The organism is Stenotrophomonas sp. CASM101 (genome assembly GCF_049384845.1).
GTDB lineage: Bacteria > Pseudomonadota > Gammaproteobacteria > Xanthomonadales > Xanthomonadaceae > Stenotrophomonas > Stenotrophomonas hibiscicola.
On sequence record NZ_JBMRFR010000001.1, the window covers coordinates 285,659 to 309,752 of the forward strand.

The window sequence follows — 24,094 nt, forward strand, 5'->3', positions numbered from 1 at the left end:
CTCAGGCCGTTGCTACCTTGGTGATGGCCACATCGATGCGTTTCAAGGCCTGCTCGCGGCCAGCCAGGTACACGGTATGGGAAATGTCAGGACTGACCTGGGTACCGGTGATGGCCACGCGCAACGGCTGGGCCACCTTGCCCATGCCGATCTCCAGCGCTGCGGCCGCGTCATGCAGGGCCAGGCCCACCGATTCGGCGGTCCATTCCGGCAACGCCGCCAGCAGCTCGCGGGCCTTGCCCAGCGCCACCTCGGCACCGGCCTTGAAGTGCTTGGCCACCGCCGCGTCATCGTACTCGGTCAGCGGCTGGTACCAGACCACGGCTTTCTCGGCCATCTCCTTCAGGGTCTGCACGCGTTCACGCAGGGCGATCACCACGTCCTCCGGTGCCGGTCCGGCAGCCACGTCCAGCCCCAGCTTCTGCAGCTGGTAGACCAGGTGCGGCACGATCGCGGCCACATCCTCGGTCTTCAGGAAGTGCTGGTTGACCCAGCCCAGCTTGGCCATGTCCAGTCGCGAGGCCTTGGAGTTGCAGTCCTTCACGTCGAACAGCTCGATCAGCTCCTGGCGGCTGAACAGCTCCTGGTCACCGTGCGACCAGCCGAGACGGGCCAGGTAGCTCAGCAGCGCATCGGGCAGGTAGCCGGCGTCCTTGTACTGCATCACGTCGGCCGCGCCGGTGCGCTTGGACAACTTGGCGCCCTGCTCGTCCAGGATCATCGGCATGTGGCCGAACTTCGGCACCGGCGCACCAATGCCTTCGTACAGGTTGATCTGGCGCGGGGTGTTGTTGATGTGGTCGTCGCCGCGGATGACCTCGGTGATGCCCATGTCCCAGTCGTCCACCACCACCGCGAAGTTGTAGGTGGGGTAGCCGTCCGGGCGGAAGATCACCATGTCATCCAGCTCGCTGTTGGCGATCTCGATGCGGCCCTTGATCAGGTCGTCGAACACCACCGTGCCTTCCAGCGGATTCTTGAAGCGGATGACGCGGTTCGGGTCGTCCCTGTAGGGCAGGCCCAGATCGCGCGCAGCGCCGTTGTAGCGCGGCTTCTCCTGCCTGGCCATGGCAGCCTCGCGCATCGCGTCCAGCTCTTCGCGGGTCTCGTAGGCGTAGTACGCCTTGCCCTCGGCGATCAGCTGCTCGGCCACTTCCTGGTAACGGGCAACGCGGTCGGTCTGGTAGATCGGGCCTTCGTCATAGTCCAGGCCCAGCCACTCCATCGCCTCCAGGATGGCGTCGATCGCACCCTGGGTGCTGCGTTCACGGTCGGTGTCCTCGATGCGCAGCACGAACTCGCCGCCACGGTGGCGGGCCTCCAGCCAGCAGTACAGCGCGGTGCGGGCACCACCGATGTGGAGGTAGCCGGTGGGACTGGGGGCGAAGCGGGTGCGGCAGGTCATGGACGGCTCGAGGAACGGGAATCCCCCGATTTTACCAGCCCGCCGCCCCCGACGGAAAAAGGGGACGGAGGGGATTAAGTCGTGATTGCCCAGCCCGTGGGCACTGCAACCGGGAAACGGAGGGGAGATGCGACTTAATCCCCTCCGTCCCCTTCTACGGTTCCACCTTGCGCGGGAACGGCTGCTCGCGCATCGCGGCGTTGTAGGCGAACGAGGCGACGATGGCAGCGGCCTGCTTCAGGTCTTCCGGTTCGGCGTGGTCCCAGGTGTCCAGGTGGCTGTGGTGGACATTGGTGAAGTAGTCCAGCCGGTCCTGGATGAACTGGAAGCCCGGCAGGCCGATGCGGTCGAAGCTGATGTGGTCGGTGCTGCCAGTGTTGCGGGTGGCCACGGTGGTGGCGCCCACGTCATGGAACGGCGCCAGCCAGGCTTCGAAGATGGGCATGGCCGCCAGGTTTTCCTGAGCGTAGATGCCACGGAAGCGGCCCGAGCCGTTGTCCATGTTGAAGTAGACCTGGAACCTGCTGTAGTCGCGGGTCTTCTGCAGTGCGCCGGTCGGCTCGCGCAGCGACGCCGGCAGCGCCTTCTGCGCCGGGTCGGTCGGCTCCGGGAACTTGCCGAAGTGCTTGGCCACATAGGCCTGCGAGCCGATCAGGCCCTGCTCCTCGCCGCTCCACAGCGCGACGCGGATGGTGCGCCTGGGCTTGGCGCCGGTGGCCTTGAGGATGCGCATCGCCTCCATCATCACCGCCACGCCGGCGGCGTTGTCGGCCGCACCGGTGCCGCTGTGCCAGGAATCCAGGTGCGCGCCGATCATCACCACTTCATCGGGCTTGCTGCTGCCACGGATCTCGGCCAGCGTGTTGTAGCCGGGCTGGTCGGCCTCGTCGGTGAAGCGTGCGGCCACATCCACGCGCAGGCGCACGGTCTGCTTGGCCTCCAGCGCGCGTACCAGCGGATTGAAGTGCTCGCTGATCATCGCCAGCTCGGGAATGCCCACCGACTCACCGGCCTTGCGCGAACCACCACCGGCAACGCGGATGATGCCGTTGTCCCAGCTGCTGATGCCGATCGAGGCCAGCGCGCCCTCTTCCACGAAGAAGGCATTGACCCTGGCCGCCAGCTGCTGGCGTTCCTGGTATTCCTTGACCCGCTTGGCGCGCTCGGCGGTGGCGTCCTTGTCCTTGGGCAGGGTGAACTCCTGCAGGCCCTCCAGCGAGGTGGCGTCGTGGCGGTGCGAATCGGGCTCGGTGCCCCGCTTGTATTCGCGTGCCTCGCCCAGCAGGAGGATCTTGCCACGCAGCTTGCCGCGGTACTTCTCTATGTCTTCGGGCTTCTTGATGTCGACCTGCACCAGCTCGCCTTCGACCGGGCCCTTCGTACCGGGGGTCCAGGCCTTGGGCAGCGCATGCAGCGGCTGCACGCGGTCACCCAGCATCTCCACGCTGGCCGAAGTGAACTCCCAGCCACGGCCGAAATCATCGAACGCCTCGTCGTGGACGTTGTCCAGCTTCCATTCGTTGAACTTGCCGCGGGTCCACGCATTGGCGCGGCCCATCGCCGGCGAGTTGGTCAACCGCGGTCCAATGCGTTCGGTGAGGTAACTGAAGGTGTCCATCACCTGCGACCGGTGGAAGGCCTCCTGGCGGATGCGGCTGACCATGTCCAGGTCCACCGTCTCGCGCTGCTGCGCCCCTGCATTGCCACCCATCACCAGCGCTGCGGCCAGCACGCCCCACTTCAACACATCGCACCCCTGCCCTTCGGCTCGATCTTCAACCCATCGAGTCTAGCCAGCAGGGGCGCGCCGATACCGTCCCATCGGTCATGGACAGCAGTAGATCCACGCCATGCGTGGATGAACAACCCGATCACCCCCTCCACCCCAACCACAACTGCGCCCGCTCCGGCAGCAACAACAACCAGTGCCGCCGGTCGACGCTGCAGCAGCCGTACACCGCCGCATGCGCGGGCCAGTCATCGGGCAGGCCGTCGATGCCGATTTCGGCCAGCGCTTCCGCCCCGGCCTTCCATGGCCGGTAGCGCGGCACCCGTCCGGCCACTGCGCCACGTCCCTGCCGCGCACCCTGCAACCAGCCCAGGCCCTTGCCCCGCAGTCCTTGGCAGGTCGCCGCCGCCAGCTGGAAGCGGACCAGGCCGGGGGCGATCCGTGCCCCCGGCAGGGCCGCCAGCACGCCATGTGCCTGCAGCAGTGCATCCACTTCCAGCAGGGCCGGAATGCCCTGCCGTGCCCGTTGCCGCAATCCCTGGCGCCAACTCATGGCCTGCTCCTTACTTCAGGTCCGCGCCGAGCGCGTACCAGTCCACCCGGCGGGTCACCCACATCGCCAGCGCCAGGATCACGAACAGCAGCAGCGAACCCATCAGCAGCGCATTGTTCTCCGACACCAGCAGGCCATACAGCGCGCCGTACAGCACGGTCAGCAGCGCCGCGAAGCCGAAGCCGCGCTTCCAGTGGCCCAGCACATTGGCCAGGTACACCGCCTGCAGGCCGATGCAGGCCACCGCCGAAACCAGGTAGGCCTTCCAGAACGCGATGTGCTCGGACAGGCTGATCAGCAGCAGGAAGAAGATCGCCAGCGCCAGGCCGACCATCAGGTACTGCAGCGGGTGGATGCGCAGCGACTTGATCAGCTCGAACAGGATGAAGCCGAGGAAGGTCAGCAGCACGAACAGCACGCCGTACTTCGAGGCACGGTCGGCCTGGGTGTAGGTATCGACCGGATCGACCAGCGACACCGTCACCGCCTGCGAGTCCACCGAACCGTCATTGCGCAGCTGCCGCTGTGCGTCGGAGGCCAGCGAGGACACCGCCCAGCGCGCATCGAATCCCTGCGCATCAACGCGGCGCTCGTTGGGCAGGAAAGCTCCGCTGAACGACGGATGCGGCCAGCTCGAACGCAGCGCGATGTGGGTGTCATCGCCCACCGGCACCACCGACAGCATGCGACTGCCATCCAGGCGCAGCTCCAGTTCAACGGTGCTGGCGGCCAGCGTGCCGCCCTGATCCGCATCGAAACCGGCCACCGGTGCATGCAGGCCCCGCCCGATCTCGCCGGCCGCACCAACACCCGGCAGCAAACGCAGCTGCTTGCCATCCACGCGCAGGTTCGGCGTGCCGACCAGGCCACGGACATCGGAAACCCCCACCGCCACATACGGCTGGCCGTAACTGCGGCCCGCCTTCACCGGGTAATCGTCTGCGGCGAAGGTCGCCTTCATCTGGCCGTTCCAGCTGTACACCGGCACCTTGAACAGCCCCACCTCACGCTGGCTCGGCAGCATTTCGCCGCCCACCTCCAGCGATGCCGGCATCTGCAGCCAGTGCCCCTCGGTGACCTGCACTTCGGTCTTCTTGACGCCCAGCGGGTCGACCAGTTCAACCTGCTTGCGTTCCACCCATGGCACCACCCGCACCGGGCCCACCAGCTGCTGTGCGCCGGCGCGGCTGTCGGCCACCCGCGAGAAAGCCTCGTCGCGGTACGCACTGCGTTCGTTGATGACACTGCGGATCATCGTCAGCGGAACCAGCAGCAGCAGGATCAGGCCGCCGACAATGGCGAAGCGCAGCAGCATCTTCAGGGATTTCATGGTCCATCCTCGTTGGAGAGGACTGCAGGATGGACCGCCACGGTGAGCGGGGTTTGTGGCGAATTTGAAGCGAATGTGAAGTCAGCGGCGGGGGCGCTGGCCTGGTGTACCCAGCGGCAACCACAGGCTGGCCACGGTACCGCCGCCGTCGCGGGCATCGGCACTGGCGCGCCCATCGTGCAGGCGCGCGACTTCCTGCACGAACGGCAGGCCCAGGCCGGAACTGCGCCGACCACTGCCGGGGCGGGCCAACGAATAGAAGCGTTCGAACACCCGTTCGCGCGCGTAGTCGGGAATGCCGGCACCGCGATCCGCTACCTGCAGGCGTACGCCCTGCCCGTCCACCTCGGCCAGCAGCGCGATGTCCGCGCCGGGCGGTGAGAAGGCAATGGCGTTGTCGATCAGGTTGTGCAACGCCTGCCGCAGCAGATAGGCATCACCCTGCACGCGCATGTCGGGTACGCTGCCGATGCGCACCTGCACGCCGGCCGCCTGCGCACGCACCTGCGCGGCCGCCGCCGCATCGGCCAGCAAGGTTGGCAGCGCGATCGGATCGCGGGTCTGCAGCCAGCCGTGCTGTTCCACTTCGGCCAGCGCCAGCAGCTTGTCAATCGTCTCGGTCAGCCGCTCCTGCTGATCGACGATGCTGCGTGCAAAATGCACGCGGTCGGCCTCCGGCAGTGGCTCCTGCAGCAGCTCGGCGGCACCGCGGATCGCCGCCAGCGGACTCTTCATTTCATGCGTCAGCGACTGCACGTACTGCTCGACGTAGGCCTTGCCCTCCAGCTTGCGGCGCATCGTTTCCAGTGCCTGGCCCAGGTCGCCGATCTCGTCGCGGCGCCGCCGCGGGGGTGGCACCGGTTCGCCGGCGCTGACCGCACGCGCGTAGCGGCTGAGCTGGCCAAGGCCCGTGGTGAGCCACATCGTCACCAGCACGCCGACCAGCGCCGACAATCCGATCAACCAGGCGCCGCGCTCGATGATGGCGCGTTGGCTGGCAGCGATGAACGGATCGATGCTGCGGTTGGGCTGGGCCAGGCTGAGCACGCCGATCAGCGTGCGCCCGTCGTCCGGGTCGTATACCGGCGCCGCCACATGCATCACCGTATTGCCTTCCTCGCCCGGCGTTTCCGGGCTGGAGCGGGCACCGTACTCGCCACGCAGGGTGCGATAGACATCATTCCAGCGCGAGTTGTCGCGCCCCAGGTCGCGGCCCAGCGAGTCGTAGATGACGATGCCCTTGGCATCGGTGATGGTCACCCGGTAGTCCAGTGAGCGCTTGGGAAAGCGCCAGACCATCGCTTTCAGGTCACGCTGCCGCGCCTTGGCGAGGTTGCGGGTGAAGCTGCCGCTGCCGATGGTGCCGGCCTTGACGTCGGCGGCGGCCATCTCGGCCAGCACGTTGGCCGCATCGACCAGGGTCGATTCCATCGCCTGGCGCACGCCGGGCTTCACTTCGTTGACGAACACGCGCATCACGAAGAACGCGGCGATGCCGGTGATCAGGAAGAAGCCGAGGAACAGCTTCAATACCAGGCGCATCGGCTAGACCTCCAGCGCGTAGCCAAGGCCACGATGGGTGCGGATGGGGTCTTCGCTGGCACCGGCCGCGCGCAGCTTGGCGCGCAGCGTCTTTACATGCGTATCAACGGTGCGGTCGGCGCTGTCGGCACTGCTGTCCCAGCCACGGTCCATCAGCTGGGCACGGCTGAGGATGGCGCCCGGGCGCTGCAGCAGCGCTTCCAGCAGCGCGTACTCGTAGCGGGTCAGGTCCAGTGCCTGGCCGCGGAAGCGGATACGCCGACCTTCGCGGTCGATGGCAAAGGCGCCATGTTCCTGCCAGCCCGCATCGGCGCTGGGTCCTGCGTTGACCGGTGCCGCGCGGCGCAGGCGCGCACGCACCCGCGCCACCAGTTCTCGCGGCGAGAACGGCTTGGTCATGTAATCGTCGGCGCCCAGTTCCAGGCCCAGCACGCGGTCCACTTCATCGTTGCGGGCGGTCAGGAAGATCACCGGCAGCTGGGCCGCCGGCCCGGGCTGCGCGCGCAGCCGCCGGCACACTTCGAAACCGCCCAGGTCGGGCAGGCCCACGTCCAGCACCACCACGTCGATATCGCCGGCCTGCAGCCGTTGCAGGGCCTCGCCGCCCAGCAGGCAGTGGCTGGCGGCATAGCCTTCGCTGCGCAGCGCATAGAGCACGGTTTCGGCGATGGCGGCTTCGTCCTCGACCACCAGGACATGGGCAACGGGAGCTGTCATGGCGCGCAGCATAGCCGCTGCGGCCGCCGCCCCGTACACTGCCGCCCATGAACTACCGCCACGCCTTCCATGCCGGCAACCACGCCGATGTGCTCAAGCACATCGTGCAGCTGGCCCTGATCGACAGCTTCAAGCGCAAGGACAGCCCGTTCTTCGTGCTCGATACCCACGGCGGTGCCGGCCGCTACCTGCTGGCCAGCGAAGAGAGCCGCAAGACGCTGGAGGCCGAGTCCGGAATCATGCGGCTGATGGCCCAGCCCAGGCTGCCCGAGGTGGTCGAGCGCTACCTGAAGGCGGTGCAGGCCGACAATCCGGTGGGCGCGCTGACCAACTACCCGGGCTCGCCGCTGTTGAGCGCACAGGCCATGCGCGCGCAGGACCGCATGGCGGTCTGTGAACTGCAGGAGGCCGAAACGGCCACGCTGAAGGCCCTGTTCGCCCATGACAGCCGCGTCGACGTGCGCGCCGGCGATGGCTGTGCCCTGCTGCGCTCGCTGCTGCCGCCGAAGTTCAACGGCAGCAAGATCGGCCGTGGCCTGGTCCTGATCGACCCGCCGTACGAGGCCCAGGACGCGGAATACCAGAACGTCCTGGCCGCCCTGGCCGAGACCCTGGCACGCTGGCCGCAGGCCACGTGTGCGGTCTGGTTCCCGATCAAGCAGCGGCGCACCATCCTGCACTTCCTGCGCAAGGCCACTGCCCTGCCGGTCAAGTCGGCGATGACGATCGAGTTCCTGGTGCGCCCTGACGACTCGCCGCTGCGGCTCAACGGCAGCGGCATGCTGCTGCTCAACCCGCCCTGGCAGTTCGACCGGGTGGTCGGCCCGGCCCTGCCGGCGCTGCGCCAGCACCTGGGCGAACCCGGTGCCAGCACCCGCCTGGATTGGCTCAAAGCCCCCGAATAACGGCCTTCACGAGGCTGTACCGCCGTGAGCCTTCCGTTCACGGAATGCAGCCCCGGTGATGCCACAATCGATGGACCACCAAGGAATCACCCGGTATGGCCACTCGCAACCGCATGCCGCCCTGGCATGAGATCTTCAAGGCTCCCAGCGGCCACGAGCTGCTGATCCGCCCCATCCGCCCGGAAGATGGCGCACCGCTGCAAGCGGCATTCAGCCTGTTCGGGCCGGAAGAAATCCGTGATCGTTTCCTGCAGGCGGTGACCGAACTGTCGCCGGAGACTACCCAGCGCCTGACCCACCCGAACCCCAAGACCGAGATCACCCTGGTCGCAGCCGAGTCCCTGCCCGCTGGCGAAGCGGTGGTCGGCGCGGTTGCCCGGGCCTCGATCATCCCCGGCACCCGTGAAGCCGAGTACGCGATCCTGATCAGCCGCTTCCTGATCGGCCAGGGCCTGGGCCGGCAGCTGATGCGCAAGCTGGTGAAGTGGGGCCGCGGCAAGTACCTGGACCGCCTGTACGGCGACGTTGCCGCCGAGAACGAGCCAATGAAGCAGCTGGCCGCCTCGCTGGGCTTCAAGCCGGTGCCGCATCCGAACGGTGCCGAAGGCCTGGTGCGGATGGTGCTGGAGCTGGACAACTGACGGATGCGTCGGGTCCTGCCCGGCGACGTTGATTCAACCGCTGCGCTCGCCGGGCTTGGCCCGGCGCTACACCCGCTCACGTCACGATCATGGGCCCGGCAGGGGCTTCTGCTAAAATCCGGAGTCCATGTCGCGTACCTCATACCCCGCCCCGCCGCTGCCGCGTGCCGGCCAGCTCCGCGCCTGGTGGCGCGCCCCCGCCTCGCCGACCGCCCTGGCCTGGTACCTGGCCCAGGCCGCGCGCGCGCACGACGCCCCGCTGCTGGTGATCGCCCGTGACAACCACGGTGCCAACCAGCTTGAAGCCGACCTGCAGACCCTGCTTGGCGGCGACCCGGCCCTGCCGGTGGTCGCCTTCCCTGACTGGGAAACCCTGCCCTATGACCGCTTCAGCCCGCATCCGGACATCATCTCGCAGCGCTTGGCTGCCCTGCACCGCCTGCCCACGCTGAAGCGTGGCCTGGTGATCGTGCCGGTGCAGACCCTGCTGCAGCAGCTGGCCCCGCGCAGCTATGTGATCGGTGGCAGCTTCGACCTGAAGGTCGGCCAGCGCCTGGACCTGGAGGCCGAGAAGCGCCGCCTGGAAAGCGCCGGCTACCGCAACGTGCCGCAGGTGATGGACCCGGGCGACTTCGCCGTGCGCGGCGGCCTGCTGGACGTGTTCCCGATGGGCGCCGACGAGCCGCTGCGGGTAGAACTACTGGACGAGGACATCGACTCGATCCGTGCCTTCGATCCGGAAAGCCAGCGTTCGCTGGACAAGGTCGAGGCGGTGCACATGCTGCCCGGCCGCGAAGTGCCGATGGACGAGGCCAGCATCGCACGCGTGCTGGCCACGCTGCGCGAGCGTTTCGATGTGGATACCCGGCGCAGTTCGCTGTACCAGGATCTGAAGTCCGGGCTGGCCCCGGCCGGCGTCGAGTACTACCTGCCGCTGTTCTTCGAGCGCACCGCGACCCTGTTCGACTACCTGCCCAGCGGCAGCCTGCCGGTGGTCTGTGCCGGTGCCGGCGAAGCCGCCGAGGCGTTCTGGGCGCAGACCGGCGAGCGTTATGAGCAGCGCCGCCACGATGTGGAACGGCCGCTGCTGCCGCCGTCGGCGCTGTACCTGTCGCCGGAGCTGCTGCGCGAGCGCCTGAACGATGCCCCGCGCATCGAGGTATGGGCCGCCGACCACGCACGCATCGCCGACGCGCACGCGCTGGGCGACCAGCCGCTGCCCCCGCTGCCGGTGGCCGCGCGCGAAACCCCCGCCGGCGATGCGCTGAAATCCTTCCTCGGCCATTATCCGGGCCGGGTACTGATCGCCGCCGATTCACCCGGCCGCCGCGAGGCGCTGCTGGAAGTGCTGCAGGCCGCCGAGCTGAAGCCGCCGGTGGTGGCCGACCTGCCCAGCTTCCTCGCCGACGACGCGCGCTTCGCGATCGCGGTGGCACCGCTGGAGGATGGCTTCGCGCTGGACGATCCGCGCATCGCGGTGCTGACCGAGCGCCAGCTGTTCCCCGAGCGCGCCGGCAGCACCCGGCGCACGCGCCGTGCCGGCCGCGAGCCGGAAGCGATCATCCGCGACCTCGGTGAACTGACCGAGGGCGCGCCGATCGTGCACGAGGATCATGGCGTCGGCCGCTATCGTGGCCTGATCGCGATGGACGTCGGCGGCATGCCCGGCGAGTTCCTCGAAATCGAATATGCCAAGGGCGACCGCCTGTATGTGCCGGTCGCCCAGCTGCACCTGATCAGCCGCTATTCCGGTGCGTCGGCGGAAACCGCGCCGCTGCATTCGCTCGGTGGCGAGCAGTGGAGCAAGGCCAAGCGCAAGGCCGCCGAGAAAGTACGCGACGTTGCTGCCGAGCTGCTGGAGATCCAGGCCCGCCGCCAAGCGCGTGCCGGCCTGGCACTGCAGGTCGACCGCGCGATGTACGAGCCGTTCGCGGCCGGTTTCCCGTTCGAGGAGACCCCGGACCAGCTGGCCGCGATCGATGCGACCCTGCGCGACCTGGCCAGCAGCCAGCCGATGGACCGCGTGGTCTGCGGCGACGTCGGCTTCGGCAAGACCGAGGTGGCGGTGCGCGCCGCGTTCGCCGCCGCCAGTGCCGGCAAGCAGGTGGCCGTGCTGGTGCCGACCACGCTGCTGGCCGAACAGCACTACCGCAACTTCCGCGACCGCTTCGCCGATTACCCGCTGAAGGTCGAGGTGCTGTCGCGCTTCAAGACCAGCAAGGAAATCAAGGCCGAACTGGAAAAGGTCGCTGCCGGCACCATCGACGTCATCGTCGGCACCCATCGCCTGCTGCAGCCGGACGTGAAGTTCAAGGACCTGGGCATGGTCATCGTCGACGAGGAGCAGCGATTCGGCGTGCGCCAGAAGGAGGCGCTGAAGGCGCTGCGCGCCAACGTGCACCTGCTGACGCTGACCGCCACGCCGATCCCGCGCACGCTCAACATGGCCATGGCCGGCCTGCGCGACCTGTCGATCATCGCCACGCCGCCGCCGAACCGGCTGGCGGTGCAGACCTTCATCACCCAGTGGGACAACGCGCTGCTGCGCGAAGCCTTCCAGCGCGAGCTCGCGCGCGGTGGCCAGCTGTACTTCCTGCACAACGACGTGGAGAGCATCGGCCGCATGCAGCGCGAGCTGTCCGAGCTGGTGCCGGAGGCACGCATCGGCATCGCCCACGGGCAGATGCCCGAGCGCGAACTGGAAAAGGTGATGCTGGATTTCCAGAAGCAGCGTTTCAACGTGCTGCTGTCGACCACGATCATCGAATCGGGCATCGACATCCCCAACGCCAACACCATCATCATCAACCGTGCCGACCGTTTCGGCCTGGCCCAGCTGCACCAGCTGCGCGGCCGCGTCGGTCGTTCGCACCACCGTGCCTACGCCTACCTGATCACCCCCGACCGTCGCGCGATCACACCCGACGCCGAGAAGCGCCTGGAAGCGATCGCCTCGATGGACGAGCTGGGCGCCGGCTTCACCCTGGCCACCCACGATCTGGAAATCCGCGGCGCCGGTGAACTGCTTGGCGAGGACCAGAGCGGGCAGATGGCCGAGGTCGGCTTCAGCCTCTATACCGAGCTGCTGGAACGCGCGGTACGCAGCATCAAGCAGGGCAAGTTGCCCGACCTGGATGCCGGTGAAGAAGTGCGCGGTGCCGAGGTCGAGCTGCATGTGCCGGCGCTGATCCCGGAAGACTACCTGCCGGACGTGCACACGCGCCTGACCCTGTACAAGCGTATTTCCAGCGCGCGCGACACCGATGCGCTGCGCGAGCTGCAGGTGGAGATGATCGACCGCTTCGGCCTGCTGCCGGATGCGGCCAAGCACCTGTTCGCCATCGCCGAGCTGAAGCTCAAGGCCAACACGCTGGGCATCCGCAAGCTGGACCTGGGCGAGAACGGTGGCCGCATCGTGTTCGAGTCCAAGCCGAACATCGACCCGATGGCGGTGATCCAGCTGATCCAGAAACAACCGAACCTCTACGCCATGGAAGGGCCCGACAAGCTGCGCATCAAGCACCCGCTGCCGTTGCCGGAAGACCGCTTCAATGCGGCCCGCGCCCTTCTGACCACCCTCGCCCCGGGTTGATCGCCCCCCCCGAACACCCCGCACCGGTCCCCACCCGGTGCGGGCGGATGACCATGCTCCCTGACGCCGTACCCGCCCCCGACCTGCTGCACGCGCAGTCCTGCCTGATCGATGCGCTCTCGATGTCGCTGCAGATGCGCGACGCCTACACCCGCCACCACTGCGACCGCGTCGGCCTGCTCGCGCAGTGCCTGGCCGCGCACTGCGACCTGGGTCAGGAGGCCTGTGCACAGGTCGGCCTGGCCGCGCGCTTCCATGACATCGGCAAGATCGGCATTCCCGACGAGGTGCTGCTGGCCCCGCGCCGCCATACCGACGAGGAACGCGCGATCATGCGTGAGCATCCGGTGCGCGGCGAACACATCTTCCTGGCGACCGGTCGCAGTGACGCCGCGCCGGTCGCGCAGCTGATCCGTGCCCATCACGAGGCGTTCGATGGGAGCGGCTATCCCGACGGGCTACGCGGTGAAACCATTCCCCTGGGCGCGCGCATCGTCACTATCGTCGATGCCTACGATGCGATGACCAGCGTACGCCCGTATCGCGACGCAATGGAGCACGAAACCGCCTTGCGGATCATCGAAGCGCAGTCCGGCGGGCTGGTGGACCCCTACGTGCTGCAGCGCTTCCATCGCATGCTGGCGCGGGAACCTGCGCTGGCGTAGCTGCCCGCCGCCGGGCATGAACTGACGCGCCCGCCGACGCACCTGTAGAGTCGACCGTTGGTCGACTGCTCTTCGTCCAGACCGCGAAAATCCCGCGCTGCGCGCGATAGTCGACCAGCCGTCGACTCTACCAATCCGGCGCCACCGGGTCGGTAAACAAAAGGCCCGGCATTCGCCGGGCCTTTCGCATCACGCAGTCACGGGTAATCGATTACCAGATCACCACGCGCTTGTCGTCGGCACGCACCATCGCGTCGCCGGCCTTGCACTGGAATGCAGCGGCATAGGACGGCATGTTCGACGGTGCACCGTTGGCACGGAAGTTGGCCGGCGCATGCGGATCGGTGTTGAGGCGGACACGCAGCTCACCATCGGTGAAATTGCGGCGCCACACCGTGGCCCAGTTCATGAAGAAGCGCTGGTCCTGGCTGTGGCCATCGACCTCGACATTCGCCTTCGGATCTTCCTTCAGCGCCATCTGCAGCGCGTCATAGGCCACGGTCAGGCCGCCCAGGTCGCCGATGTTCTCGCCCAGGGTCAGCTTGCCCTTCACGTTCATCCCCGGCACCGCTTCATAGCCGTCGAACTGCGCGACCAGCTGGTCGGTACGCTCGGTGAAGGCCTTGCGGTCGGCGTCGGTCCACCAGTTGTCGAAGTTGCCGTTGGCGGCGAACTGGCTGCCCGAGTCGTCGTAGCCGTGCATCATTTCGTGGCCGATGACCGCACCGATGCCGCCGTAGTTCAGCGCCGGATCCGCCTTGGCGTCGAAGAACGGCGCCTGCAGGATCGCTGCCGGGAACACGATCTCGTTCTTGGTGGCGTTGTAGTACGCGTTGACGGTCTGCGGGGTCATGCCCCATTCGGTCTTGTCCACCGGCTTGCCGATCTTGTCCAGCATGTACCGGTAGTTGAACGCACGCGCCGCCTGCATGTTGCCCAGGTAGCTGTCGCCGTTGGTCTGCAGGCCCGACCAGTCACGCCACTTGTCCGGGTAGCCGATCTTCGGGGTGAAGCTGGCCCACTTCTCCAGTGCCTTCTTCCTGGTTTCTTCGCCCATCCACGGCAGTTGTTCCAGGCGCGCCTTCAGCGCCTGCGACAGGTTTTCCACCAGGTGCTGCATGGCCACCTTCGACTCGGCCGGGAACACGGCGTCGACGTACAGCTGGCCCAGAGCCTCACCCATGCCACCGTTGACCGACTCCAGCACGCGCTTCCAGCGCGGCTGCATTTCCTTCTGGCCACGCAGGGTGGTGCCGTAGAAATCGAAGTTGGCCTTCTCGAACTGGCTGCTCAGGTACGGCGAGGCATCGTCGATGGTGTGGAAGCGCAGGTAGGCCTGCCAGGTGCTGGCCGGCACATCGGCGAGCATCTTGTCCATTTCACCGAAGAAGCCCGGCTGCGCCAGCGAGAACTTCTGTGCGGCCGGCACCTTCAGGGTGTCGAACAGCGCGGTCCAGCTGAAGTTCGGGGTCAGCTTGTCGGCATCTGCGGCGCTGAGCGGGTTGTAGCGCTTGGCCGGGTCACGCATTTCGATGCGCGACATCGAGGCCTTGGCCAGGCGGGTTTCGAAGGCCATCACGGCCTTGGCCTGCTCGGCGGCCTGCGCCGCGTCCACACCGGACAGGGTCAGCACCTGTGCGATGTAGGCCACGTAGGCGTCGCGGATCTTGGCCTGCGCATCGTCGAAGTAGTAGCCCTTCTCCGGCAGGCCCAGGCCGCCCTGGCCGACGTAGGCGATGACGTTGGCCGAATCCTTGTAGTCGGCATTGGCGAACAGCGAGAACAACACGCCCTTGCCTTCGGCCTGGCTGTCGCGCAGGTACCGGGTGATGGCGGCGGTGTCGTTAAGCGCGGTGATCTTGTCCAGCTGCGGCTGCAGCGGCGCCAGGCCGGCGGCTTCGATCTTCGCTTCGTCGTTGCCGGTCTTCCAGATGTCACCGATCTTGGCTTCCACCGAGCCGGCCTTGGCCTGGCTGGCGGCGGCCTGCTGCACCAGCGCGTGCTGCACTTCCAGCGAGCGCTCGCGCAGGATCTCGAAGCTGCCCCAGGTGGTCTGGTCGCCCGGCACCGGGTTGGCCTTCAGCCACTTGCTGTTGACGAAGCCATTGAGGTCGGTACAGGCGGAGATGGACGGATCGAGATCAGCGCTGTTGAGCGAGATCAGCGGCGTCTTGATCTGCGACAGGTCGAAGGCTGGCTTGGCGTCGGCGCTGGCCGCCGGTGCGGCGTCATTCTTGCCACAGGCCGCCAGCGAAGCAGCGATGGCGATGGTCAGGCCCAGCGGGACCAGGTTGCGGACGTTCATGAGGCTCTCCTGCGGGTAATTTCACAGGGTAGCCGGGGGCGTGAAGTTGGGGACCGGCCAAAGGTCACAGAGCGTCCTTCTGTAGAGTCGAGCCATGCTCGACTGCTCTCCGTTCCGGGTTCATGCTTCGTGCGGCAATAGCCCAAAGCAGCCGAGCGTGGGCTCGGCTCTACAAAAGCGAAGGCCGGCTTGCGCCGGCCTTCTGCTTCTTATTTCGCCTTGCCCTGGTTGGCCACGGCTTCGGCGGCCTTGCGCGCCGCTTCCGGGTCGCCCAGGTAGCGGAACGACTGCACGGTCAGGTCATCGTTCAGTTCGAACAGCAGCGGGATGCCGGTCGGGATGTTCAGCTCGAGGATTTCCTCGCGCGAGACATTGTTGAGGTACTTGTACAGCGCGCGCAGCGAGTTGCCGTGGGCGGTGACCAGCACGGTCTTGCCGTCCTTCAGCTGCGGGGCGATGGCGTCGTGCCAGTACGGCAGCACGCGATCCAGAGTGGTGGCCAGCGATTCGGTGCCCGGCAGCGCGTTGCGGTCCAGGCCGGCGTAGCGGCGGTCATGGATCGGGTGGCCCGGATCTTCCAGCTCCATCGGCGGCGGCGGGATGTCGTACGAACGGCGCCACACCTTGACCTGCTCCTCGCCGTGCTTGGCCGCGGTCTCGGCCTTGTCCAGGCCCTGCAGGCCGCCGTAGTGGCGCTCATTGAGGCGCCAGGACTTGTTCACCGGCAGCCAGTCCTGCTCCAGCTCGGCCAGCGCACCCTGCAGGGTGTGGATGGCGCGCTTGAGCACCGAGGTGTGCGCAACGTCGAACTGCAGGCCTTCCTCGCGCATCAGGCGACCGGCGGCGGCCGCTTCGCGACGCCCCTGCTCGGTCAGGTCAACATCGACCCAGCCGGTGAAGCGGTTGTCCAGGTTCCACTGGCTCTGGCCATGGCGCAACAGTACGAGTCTACGGGTCACTGCAGGGTCTCCAACGCGAGGATAGGCAGGCCGCCATTGTAGCCCGGCCGCCGCTCACCGGGCCGTGGCGCCGCCCGTGCGATGCTGTGACCCATGAATACGGTGATCGATCCCGGGCGCTGGGAAGGCAGCGTCGCTGCCGCCCGTGCGCAGCAGCTGCAACTGGCGGGCCGCGTGGAGCGCCAGGACCGCCTGCCACGCAACGTGCGCTGGCTGGCCGGGATGGATGTCGGCTTCGAAGACAACGGCGCCATCACCCGCGCCGCGGCGGTACTGCTGGACGCGGAAACGCTGAAGCCCATGGCGCAGGAGATGGCGCGCATCCCCACGGTGATGCCCTACATCCCCGGCCTGCTCAGCTTCCGCGAACTGCCGGCATTGCTGGCCGCACTGGCACTGCTGCCACGAACGCCGGACCTGGTGTTCGTCGATGGCCACGGCATCAGCCATCCGCGCCGGCTTGGCGTCGCCGCGCATCTTGGCGTGGTCACCGATCTGCCGAGCATCGGCGTGGCGAAATCGAAACTGGTGGGAAGGTTCGTCGAACCGGGCGCCGAAGCTGGTGCGCATACACCGCTGCTGGATGGCGACGAGCAACTGGGCTGGGTGCTGCGCAGCAAGGTGCGCTGCAAGCCGCTGTTCGTGGCCGGTGGCCATCGGGTCAGTGCCGACACCGCGCTGGGCTGGGTGCAGCACACCCTGCGTGGCTATCGGCTTCCGGAGCCAACCCGGCTGGCGGATCGGCTGGCCTCGCGGCGGGACGAATGACCGCACCGGGCATTCCCCGGTGCGGCCTTCATTTTCATTCAACGATGCACGTGGCCACGATGGCCCTGCGCGTCCTCGCCATGGTCGTGGCCCTCGTGGCCCTCGTGTCCGCCGCCCTTGGCCGGCGTCGGCTCGCCACAGGCTTCGCCACAATGGTCCGCTTCAATCTGCAGTGTGACGTGCTCGATACCGAAGTCATCATGCAGGCGACCGCCCAGCTCGCGGCGCAACGCATCGGCGTCGGTGCCGTCGCGCATCACAATGTGCGCGGTCAGCGCCGGCGTGCTGGAAGCCAGCGCCCACACGTGCAGGTCATGCACGTCCAGGACTGCGGCGTGGCCGGCCAGGCTGTCGCGCACCCTGGCCACATCCATGCCCTTGGGCACGCCTTCCAGCAGCACGTTGATCGCCTCGCGCATCAGCACGTAGGTGCGCGGCAGCACCCACAGGCCGATCAGCACGGCCAGGATCGGGTCGATCGGTTTCCATCCGGTCCACTTGATCAACAATGCGCCCGCAATCACTGCCACCGAGCCGAGCATGTCGGCCCACACTTCCAGGTAGGCGCCCTTCACGTTGAGGCTCTCGCCACTGCCCGCCTGCAGCAGGCGCATCGAGATCAGGTTGATGACCAGGCCCGCAGCCGCGATCACCAGCATGCCGGAGGAGGCGATCTCCTGCGGCTGGCGGAAGCGGCCGATCGCCTCCCACAGGATGTAGGCGGCGACCACGAACAGCATGGCACCGTTGATCATCGCGCCCAACGCTTCCAGCCGTGCATAGCCGTAGGTGCGGCGCGCATCCGGCGGGCGCCGGCTCAGCCGTACCGCAACCAGCGCGATCATCAGCGCCAGCGCGTCGGTGGCCATGTGCGCGGCGTCGGACAACAGCGCCAGGCTGTTGGTCCAGAACGCGCCCGCCACCTCGACGACGAGGAAGGTGGAGGTCAGGCCGAGCGCCCACCACAAGGGCTTCTCGTGGCGGATCTGGGACGGCAGGTGATCGTGGTCGTGGCCCATGGCAACAGCTCCTTTGCGATGCGGTGCAGGCTACGCGGTGCCGGCGGAGGAGACTATTACGATGTTTATAACATTGCAGGCCACACGAGCCCTCGCCGGCCTGCCGTCAGAAGCCGAAGCGCAGGCTGGCCCAGTATGCGCGGCCCGGCTCGTTGTAGGTCGCCGCCCCGGCATCGCTGCTGTTGGCCTCGCGGAACAGGCGCTTGTCGGCCAGATTGTTCACTCCAAAACCGAAGCTGACCGTCTCGGTCACCTTGTAGCGCGCGCTCACGCCCCAGATGTTGTACGCGCCACGATCCTGCAGCGCGATCGATGCATCACAGCTGCCAGTGCAGCGCGGGTCGTTGTTGATGTTGGTCGTGGCCGGTTCCTGCTTGCCGTAGAAGGTGCCGGTCAGCAGCATGGACAGCCTGTCGGTGGCCTGCCAGTCCAGCATGGTGTTGATCGTGTACTTCGGAATCACCGACAGCGGCTGGTGCGTGGTCTTGTTCTCGTTTTCCACCATGTAGGTGAAGTTGTTGCTCCACTTCAGGCGGTCGCCCTGCTCGCCCAGCAGCGGAATGACCAGGTTGCCTTCCAGCCCCTGCACGATCGCCTTCGGCGCGTTCTCCCAGCGGAAGATGCGGCCCTTGGTGTCGGCGGTCAGCCCGATCTGGGTGTAACCGGCCTGGATCTTGTCCTTGTAATCGTTGTGGAAGTAGGTCAACGACGCCTGCCAGCCGCTCTGCGGTGCCCACTCGATGCCCAGTTCCTTGTTCAGGCTGGTTTCCGCCTTCAGGTCTGCGTTGCCGCGCATGTAGCAACCAGCGCCCAGGCTCGGCAGCGCATTGGGGCAGCCGTTGCCGCGGGTGTAGTAGAGATAGTCCGGATTCGACTGGTACAGGTTCGGCGCCTTGAACGCGCGGGCAATGCCGCCCTTCACCACCCAGTCGCTGTTGATGCGGAACTGCGCATTGAGGCTGGGGCTGGTGTTGTTGCCGAACTGGCTGTGGTGGTCGAAGCGCAGGCCCGGGGTAACGATCCAGCGCTCGCCCAGGTAGATGTTGTCTTCCACGAACGCCGCCGTGGTCTGCGCGTCGGCCTTGCCCCGCGCACGGTCGGCCGACAACCCTGGAATACCGCCGCCGCTGCTGCTGGACTGGCTCATCGAATACGGATCGGTCAGGCGGCTGTCCAGGTATTCAAAGCCGAGCGTCCAGATGTTCTCTGCGCCGCCCAGCGCGGTCGGGAAGCTCACTTCGCCATCCAGCTGGTAGTTGCGCAGGCGAGAGGTCGACCAGTCGGTGCCGTTGAAGCTGCCTTCCGGGCCACCGGCCAGGCCTTCATTGATGCGCGAGTTGTTGACCGCCTCGACTGCGGCCGTCACCCGCGAAGTGACATCACCCCAACGGCCGCGGTGGGTGACCGCACCGGTGTTGCGGTACATGCGGTTGGTCTCCGCTTCGCCCTCGGCCAGTGCCGCCAGATCGACGCCGGTCGAGGTACCGGTGGTGCTGACGGCGCGGTCGCCGGCGTAGATGTTGCCCTGGCGGCTGGTGCCGGCTTCGAACTCCACCACCTGGTTGGCGGTCACGTCCCAGCGCAGCAGCGCGTTGACGTCGCGGTTCTTGACACCCTCGCGGCCGGCTGGCGGCACCGCGTTCGGATTCGTCGCGTACCGGCGATTGAGGTCCAGCGAATCGGCGTCGGTCCTGTTGAGATTGCCGTACATGCGGAACGACAGGGTATCGGTCATCGGCCCGCTGAGCTGCAGGCCGACGCGCTCGCTGCCCCCTTCGGCACTGTGCTCGGGCACCAACCCAAACAGGTCGACCGCACCGGTCAGATCGCCGGTCGGGTGCTTGGTGATGATGTTGACCACGCCGCCGGAAGCACCGGAGCCGTAGCGTGCCGCCGCCGGGCCGCGCAGCACTTCGATGCGCTCGATCATTTCCGCCGGCACCCAGTTGGTATCGCCGCGGGTATTGCGCTCGCCGCTGCGCCCCATGCGCACGGCATCACGGGCACCGACGCGCTTGCCGTCGACCAGGATAAGGGTGTTTTCCGGGCCCATGCCACGCAGGTCGATCTGGCGGTTGTTGCCGTACTGGCCCGAGGCGCTGTTGCCGGTCAGGTTGACGCCCGGCATGGTGCGCAGCAGTTCGGCGATGTCGTTGGCCGGCGGGCGCCTGGCGATGTCCTCGGCGGTGATGGTCGAGGTACCCAGCGCCTGGCGCGCGATCTGCGAGGCGGTGACGTGCACCGTGTCGATATCGGTGGCGTCGGTCTCGGCCCGGGCGGCCAGGGCGCTGCCCGCCAGCAGGGCGGCAACGGCAAGCGCCAGCGGGCGCGGCGAGAGGACAACGGCAGGAGACATGATCTGGACCTTCTGGCAGGGCTACGGGGCCTCTGGCAAAGGGCTTGAGGCAACGACAAGGGGGAGGCGGAGCGTCGCTGCAGTCGCCTGCGGCCCGATCCGTGCGTACATTCTCCCATAAACGCGAGTGATTCTCAAATGCGTTCACTCATTGCCGCAGTGGCGCCGATGTGCTTTGCGCACCGTGCAAGGCTGCACCGCGCGTAAACTGGCCGGCTAACCCGCCATCAACCGCACGCCGCCACGGCCGATACCCGTGGTTTGTCGTACGCAGTCAGAGATCGACGTGGAAACACCGCAACTGGACGATGCCAGCCAGCCGCTGGCCGAAGCCTGGCAGCACTGCCTGCAACAGGCTGGCCCTGCCGCCACCGCGCTGCTCAAGGCCGCTGCCACCGATGCCCCAGCCGTGCTGGCACAGCGCTTTTACGAAGTGCTGCTGCAGGACGGGCGTGCACGCCGCTTCCTGTCCCACGACCAGGTCAAGCAGCGCCTGCAGCCGGCCATGCAGCGCTGGCTGGTGCAACTGCTGACCACTGATCGCGACAGGATCGCCAGTGCCGTGGCCTCGCAACGGGTGATCGGCGATGTGCATGCCCGGGTCGGCATTCCGGTCGACCTGGTCACCCGCGGCGCGCGCGTGCTCAAGCACGAGCTGTTCGTGCGCCTGCGCGACGACGCACCCGACAGTGCCACCGCGTTCGCCGCCATCGACTGCCTCAGCGCGATCATGGACATCGCCATGGAAGGCATGACCCTGGCCTACACCCATGCGCGCGAACGATCCACCCGTGCCGATGCGGCCTACCGGTTGTTCTCGCTGGTGCAGAACGTCAGCACCGAGCGCGAGCGCCAGCGCGCCCTGCTGCTGGACTGGGAAAACGCACTGCTGTACGCACTGGCCGGCCACGTGCAGGCCGGCGAAAGCGCCAGCCTGGCGACCTCGGAATTCGGCCTGTGGTTCACCCACAAGGGCATCCCCAGCTTCGGCGAGAGCAGCGAAACCCAGCAGGTCGGCCAGCTGATGGCCCGCATCGACGGGAACCTGCAACAGGCAAGCAACGATGTCCCGGCGCAGCGGCTGGCGGTGCTGCCGGCCATCCGCGAGGATCTGGCCGCCATCCGCACCCTGATGACCCTGCTGTTCGAGCGCATCGGCGAACTGGATGCCGGCAGCGATGCGCTGACCAACCTGCTCAACCGCCGCTTCCTGCCGACCGTGCTGCGCCGGGAAATCGAGCTGGCCACGCGCAACGGCACGCCGTTCTCGCTGCTGCTGCTCGACCTGGATCACTTCAAGGCGATCAACGACGGCCACGGCCACGATGCCGGCGACCGCGCGTTGCAGCACGTGGCCGGCCTGCTCGGCCAACTCACGCGGGGCAGCGACTACCTGTTCCGCTATGGCGGCGAAGAATTCGTGGTGGTGCTGGTGGCCGCCAGCGAGTCACAGGCCTCGGTGATCGCCGAGAGCCTGCGCCGGCAGATCGCGCAGTCGCCAGTGGCATTGGCCAACGGCCAGGTTCTGTCGCTGACTGCCAGCATCGGCGTGGCCGGCCATGATGGCCACCCGGACTACGAACGGTTGATGGCACGTGCCGACGCGGCGATGTACGAGGCCAAGAGCAGCGGCCGCAACCGCGTGGTGGTGGCCAGCGCGGACCTGCAGGAAGCCCCGGGGCGGCGTGCACTGCAGCGATGACGACAGGACAGGTAGAGTCGACCGCTGGTCGACTATCGCGCGCAGCGCGGGATTTTTCGCACGCGGGGCGAAGAGCAGTCGACTGACAGTCGACTCTACCGACAGTCGACTCTACCGGTTCGCGCGCCAGCCGATGCGTTGAACGCCACCACCCGCCATGCTGCCCACCACAGCAGCGCCAGCAGCGCGATGCCGGCGCCCAACAGGCACACTGCTGGCCAGCCATGCCGGGCCTGCACCCAGGGTCCCGCAGCCGCACCCGCCCCGCTGCCAACTGCATAGAACAACATGTACAACGCCACCAGGCGCCCATGCTGCCCTTCCGGCGCACGCAGCAGCAGCGCCTGGTTCGATACGTGCAGTGCCTGCCCACCGAGGTCGAGCACGATCACGCCCAGCAGCAGCATCGACAGCGACTGCGGCAGGCCCAGCAGCGGCCACCACGCGGCCAGCATCAGCAGCAACGCGCCAAGACTGACCCGACCGGCGAAACCGCGGTCCATCCAGTGCCCGACCCGCGCTGCCATCAAGGCGCCCACTACGCCGGCCAGGCCCAGTCCGCCGATGGCCGCGGTGGACCACTGCAACGGAGGCGCCGACAACGGCAGCGGCACCGCCGCCCAGAACACGTTGAGGCCAGCAAACAGCAGCAATGCCAGCGGCCCACGCTCGCGCAGCGCGCGGTCCCGGCGCAGCATGCCCAGCATCGAACCCAGCAGTTCGCGCCAGCGCGGTGGTACCGCCGGCATCGGCACCGCCGGCAGGCGCCGCCACAGCAGCACGGCCAGGGCCGCCATCAGCGCTGCCGACAGCAGATAGACTGCCCGCCAGCCGACGGTGGCCGCGACCGTGCCCGATACAACGCGCGCCAGCAACAGGCCGATGAACACGCCGCCCTGCACCACGCCCACCGCGCGCCCGCGCCGCTCGGGCGGCGCAAGCGTGGCGGTATAGGCGATCAAGCCCTGAGTGAGCGCGGTGCCCAGCAAGCCTGCCAGCAGCATGCCAGACAACAGCCAACCGGCCGTGCGTGCCGCTGCCAGCCACAGCAGGGCCGCCACCAGTGCCGCCAACTGCAGCCGCAGCAGGCGCCGCCGGTCACCGCGATCGGCCAGCGGCAGCAACCCGAGCAATGCAAGCACGCTGCCGGCCTGGGTTGCCGCCAACACTGCGCCCGCCACGGCACGGTCCAGTGCGAAGGCCTGTGCCAGCCGATCCAGCAGCGGTTGCGCGTAATAGACGTTGGCCACGCTGGCGCCGGCCGCGACCGCGAGCAGGGTCAGCAATGGGCGGGACATCGATGCGCTCATGATGTAGTTGCAATTTGAAACTTGATGCAGGCTATCGCCATTGGTTTTAAACTGCAACCACATTCGGAGGCCCCAGCATGCACGCCAACAGTCCCTGCCCCGTTGCCCGCAGCGCCGACCTGCTCGGTGACCGCTGGGCATTGCTGGTGATCCGCGATGCCTTCGACGGCGTCAGCCGCTTCGGCGACTTCCAGCGCAGCCTCGGCGCGGCGCGCAACATCCTCAGCGATCGCCTGCGCAGGCTGGTCGAGGCCGGCATCCTGCAACTGCAACCGGCCTCCGATGGCTCGGCCTACCAGGAATACGTGCTCACCCACGCCGGCCAGGAACTGTTCCCGCTGCTGGTCGCGCTGCGCCAGTGGGGAGAACGCCATCGCTTCGGGGCGGGCGAAGCCCACTCGCAGCTGATCGAATCGGCGACGCGGCGGCCGCTGCCGTACATGCAGCCGCGCGGGCGCGACGGTCAGCCCCTGCAGGCCGCCGCCACGCGTGTGCGCAAACTCAAGATCGACGGGCGCGGCGCCTGACCCGCCCATTCGCGCACACCGCGATGCGGCGGCGCCGGTTAGCATCGGGTCTTTCCGCCGCTGGATGCC

The 24,094-nt window shown here is 67.5% G+C and carries 18 protein-coding genes; 7 read left to right on the forward strand and 11 right to left on the reverse strand.

Going from position 1 to position 24,094, the window contains the following annotated elements:
- Nucleotide 1: 1 nt before the first annotated feature.
- The 6 genes from gltX to creB all read right to left on the reverse strand — a co-directional run bounded on the left by gltX (nucleotide 2) and on the right by creB (nucleotide 7,288).
- The gene (gltX, locus tag VG543_RS01430) at nucleotides 2–1,405 is read right to left on the reverse strand and encodes a glutamate--tRNA ligase (protein WP_134732486.1); all 1,404 of its coding nucleotides are present in this window, start codon (nucleotides 1,403–1,405) and stop codon (nucleotides 2–4) included.
- A 154-nt stretch (nucleotides 1,406–1,559) separates the two neighbouring features.
- On the reverse strand, nucleotides 1,560–3,152 hold the full coding sequence (locus tag VG543_RS01435) for a M28 family metallopeptidase (RefSeq protein ID WP_423177533.1): 1,593 nt from the start codon (nucleotides 3,150–3,152) through the stop codon (nucleotides 1,560–1,562).
- Nucleotides 3,153–3,276: 124 nt separating this feature from the next.
- Nucleotides 3,277–3,687 (reverse strand): hypothetical protein, encoded by a 411-nt coding sequence (locus tag VG543_RS01440; protein ID WP_019659172.1) that lies wholly within the window; start codon nucleotides 3,685–3,687, stop codon nucleotides 3,277–3,279.
- 10 nt (nucleotides 3,688–3,697) lie between these two features.
- On the reverse strand, nucleotides 3,698–5,017 hold the full coding sequence (creD, locus tag VG543_RS01445; protein ID WP_019659173.1) for a cell envelope integrity protein CreD: 1,320 nt from the start codon (nucleotides 5,015–5,017) through the stop codon (nucleotides 3,698–3,700).
- Between the two features lie 81 nt (nucleotides 5,018–5,098).
- The gene (gene creC, locus VG543_RS01450; protein WP_019659174.1) at nucleotides 5,099–6,559 is read right to left on the reverse strand and encodes a two-component system sensor histidine kinase CreC; all 1,461 of its coding nucleotides are present in this window, start codon (nucleotides 6,557–6,559) and stop codon (nucleotides 5,099–5,101) included.
- A gap of 3 nt (nucleotides 6,560–6,562) precedes the next feature.
- Nucleotides 6,563–7,288 carry a two-component system response regulator CreB gene (gene creB, locus VG543_RS01455; RefSeq protein ID WP_019659175.1) on the reverse strand — a complete coding sequence of 242 codons (726 nt, stop codon included), beginning with the start codon at nucleotides 7,286–7,288 and terminating at the stop codon, nucleotides 6,563–6,565.
- 35 nt (nucleotides 7,289–7,323) lie between these two features.
- On the opposite strand from creB, the gene VG543_RS01460 reads away from it, so the two are divergent.
- From VG543_RS01460 to VG543_RS01475, 4 genes are all read left to right on the forward strand, one after another.
- Nucleotides 7,324–8,181 (forward strand): 23S rRNA (adenine(2030)-N(6))-methyltransferase RlmJ, encoded by an 858-nt coding sequence (locus VG543_RS01460; protein WP_423177535.1) that lies wholly within the window; start codon nucleotides 7,324–7,326, stop codon nucleotides 8,179–8,181.
- 95 nt (nucleotides 8,182–8,276) lie between these two features.
- The gene (locus VG543_RS01465) at nucleotides 8,277–8,822 is read left to right on the forward strand and encodes a GNAT family N-acetyltransferase (protein WP_019659177.1); all 546 of its coding nucleotides are present in this window, start codon (nucleotides 8,277–8,279) and stop codon (nucleotides 8,820–8,822) included.
- Nucleotides 8,823–8,949: 127 nt separating this feature from the next.
- Entirely contained in the window at nucleotides 8,950–12,414 is a 3,465-nt protein-coding gene (gene mfd, locus VG543_RS01470; protein ID WP_423177536.1) for a transcription-repair coupling factor, read from the forward strand.
- A gap of 47 nt (nucleotides 12,415–12,461) precedes the next feature.
- Complete coding sequence (locus VG543_RS01475; protein WP_058983344.1) at nucleotides 12,462–13,079, forward strand: HD-GYP domain-containing protein; 618 nt, start codon at nucleotides 12,462–12,464, stop codon at nucleotides 13,077–13,079.
- A gap of 211 nt (nucleotides 13,080–13,290) precedes the next feature.
- Here VG543_RS01475 and VG543_RS01480 read toward each other — a convergent pair whose 3' ends face one another.
- Entirely contained in the window at nucleotides 13,291–15,384 is a 2,094-nt protein-coding gene (locus tag VG543_RS01480; protein ID WP_423177537.1) for a M13 family metallopeptidase, read from the reverse strand.
- 209 nt (nucleotides 15,385–15,593) lie between these two features.
- On the reverse strand, nucleotides 15,594–16,343 hold the full coding sequence (gene gpmA, locus VG543_RS01485) for a 2,3-diphosphoglycerate-dependent phosphoglycerate mutase (RefSeq protein ID WP_019659181.1): 750 nt from the start codon (nucleotides 16,341–16,343) through the stop codon (nucleotides 15,594–15,596).
- Nucleotides 16,344–16,436: 93 nt separating this feature from the next.
- Between gpmA and nfi the strand changes: the two genes are divergently transcribed.
- Nucleotides 16,437–17,111, forward strand: coding sequence for a deoxyribonuclease V (gene nfi / locus VG543_RS01490; RefSeq protein ID WP_423177538.1), 675 nt, complete (start codon nucleotides 16,437–16,439; stop codon nucleotides 17,109–17,111).
- 38 nt (nucleotides 17,112–17,149) lie between these two features.
- Here the strand turns inward: nfi and VG543_RS01495 are convergent, their stop codons facing one another.
- Nucleotides 17,150–18,130 carry a cation diffusion facilitator family transporter gene (locus tag VG543_RS01495; RefSeq protein ID WP_423177539.1) on the reverse strand — a complete coding sequence of 327 codons (981 nt, stop codon included), beginning with the start codon at nucleotides 18,128–18,130 and terminating at the stop codon, nucleotides 17,150–17,152.
- A gap of 106 nt (nucleotides 18,131–18,236) precedes the next feature.
- Entirely contained in the window at nucleotides 18,237–20,486 is a 2,250-nt protein-coding gene (locus VG543_RS01500; RefSeq protein ID WP_423177540.1) for a TonB-dependent siderophore receptor, read from the reverse strand.
- A gap of 286 nt (nucleotides 20,487–20,772) precedes the next feature.
- Between VG543_RS01500 and VG543_RS01505 the strand changes: the two genes are divergently transcribed.
- Nucleotides 20,773–22,188 (forward strand): diguanylate cyclase, encoded by a 1,416-nt coding sequence (locus VG543_RS01505; protein ID WP_423177541.1) that lies wholly within the window; start codon nucleotides 20,773–20,775, stop codon nucleotides 22,186–22,188.
- Between the two features lie 95 nt (nucleotides 22,189–22,283).
- On the opposite strand, the gene VG543_RS01510 is transcribed toward VG543_RS01505, so the two are convergent.
- Nucleotides 22,284–23,486 carry an MFS transporter gene (locus VG543_RS01510; protein WP_423177542.1) on the reverse strand — a complete coding sequence of 401 codons (1,203 nt, stop codon included), beginning with the start codon at nucleotides 23,484–23,486 and terminating at the stop codon, nucleotides 22,284–22,286.
- An 89-nt stretch (nucleotides 23,487–23,575) separates the two neighbouring features.
- Between VG543_RS01510 and VG543_RS01515 the strand changes: the two genes are divergently transcribed.
- A complete protein-coding gene (locus VG543_RS01515) occupies nucleotides 23,576–24,025 on the forward strand; it encodes a winged helix-turn-helix transcriptional regulator (RefSeq protein ID WP_423177543.1) in 450 nt (149 codons plus the stop codon).
- Nucleotides 24,026–24,094 lie beyond the last annotated feature (69 nt).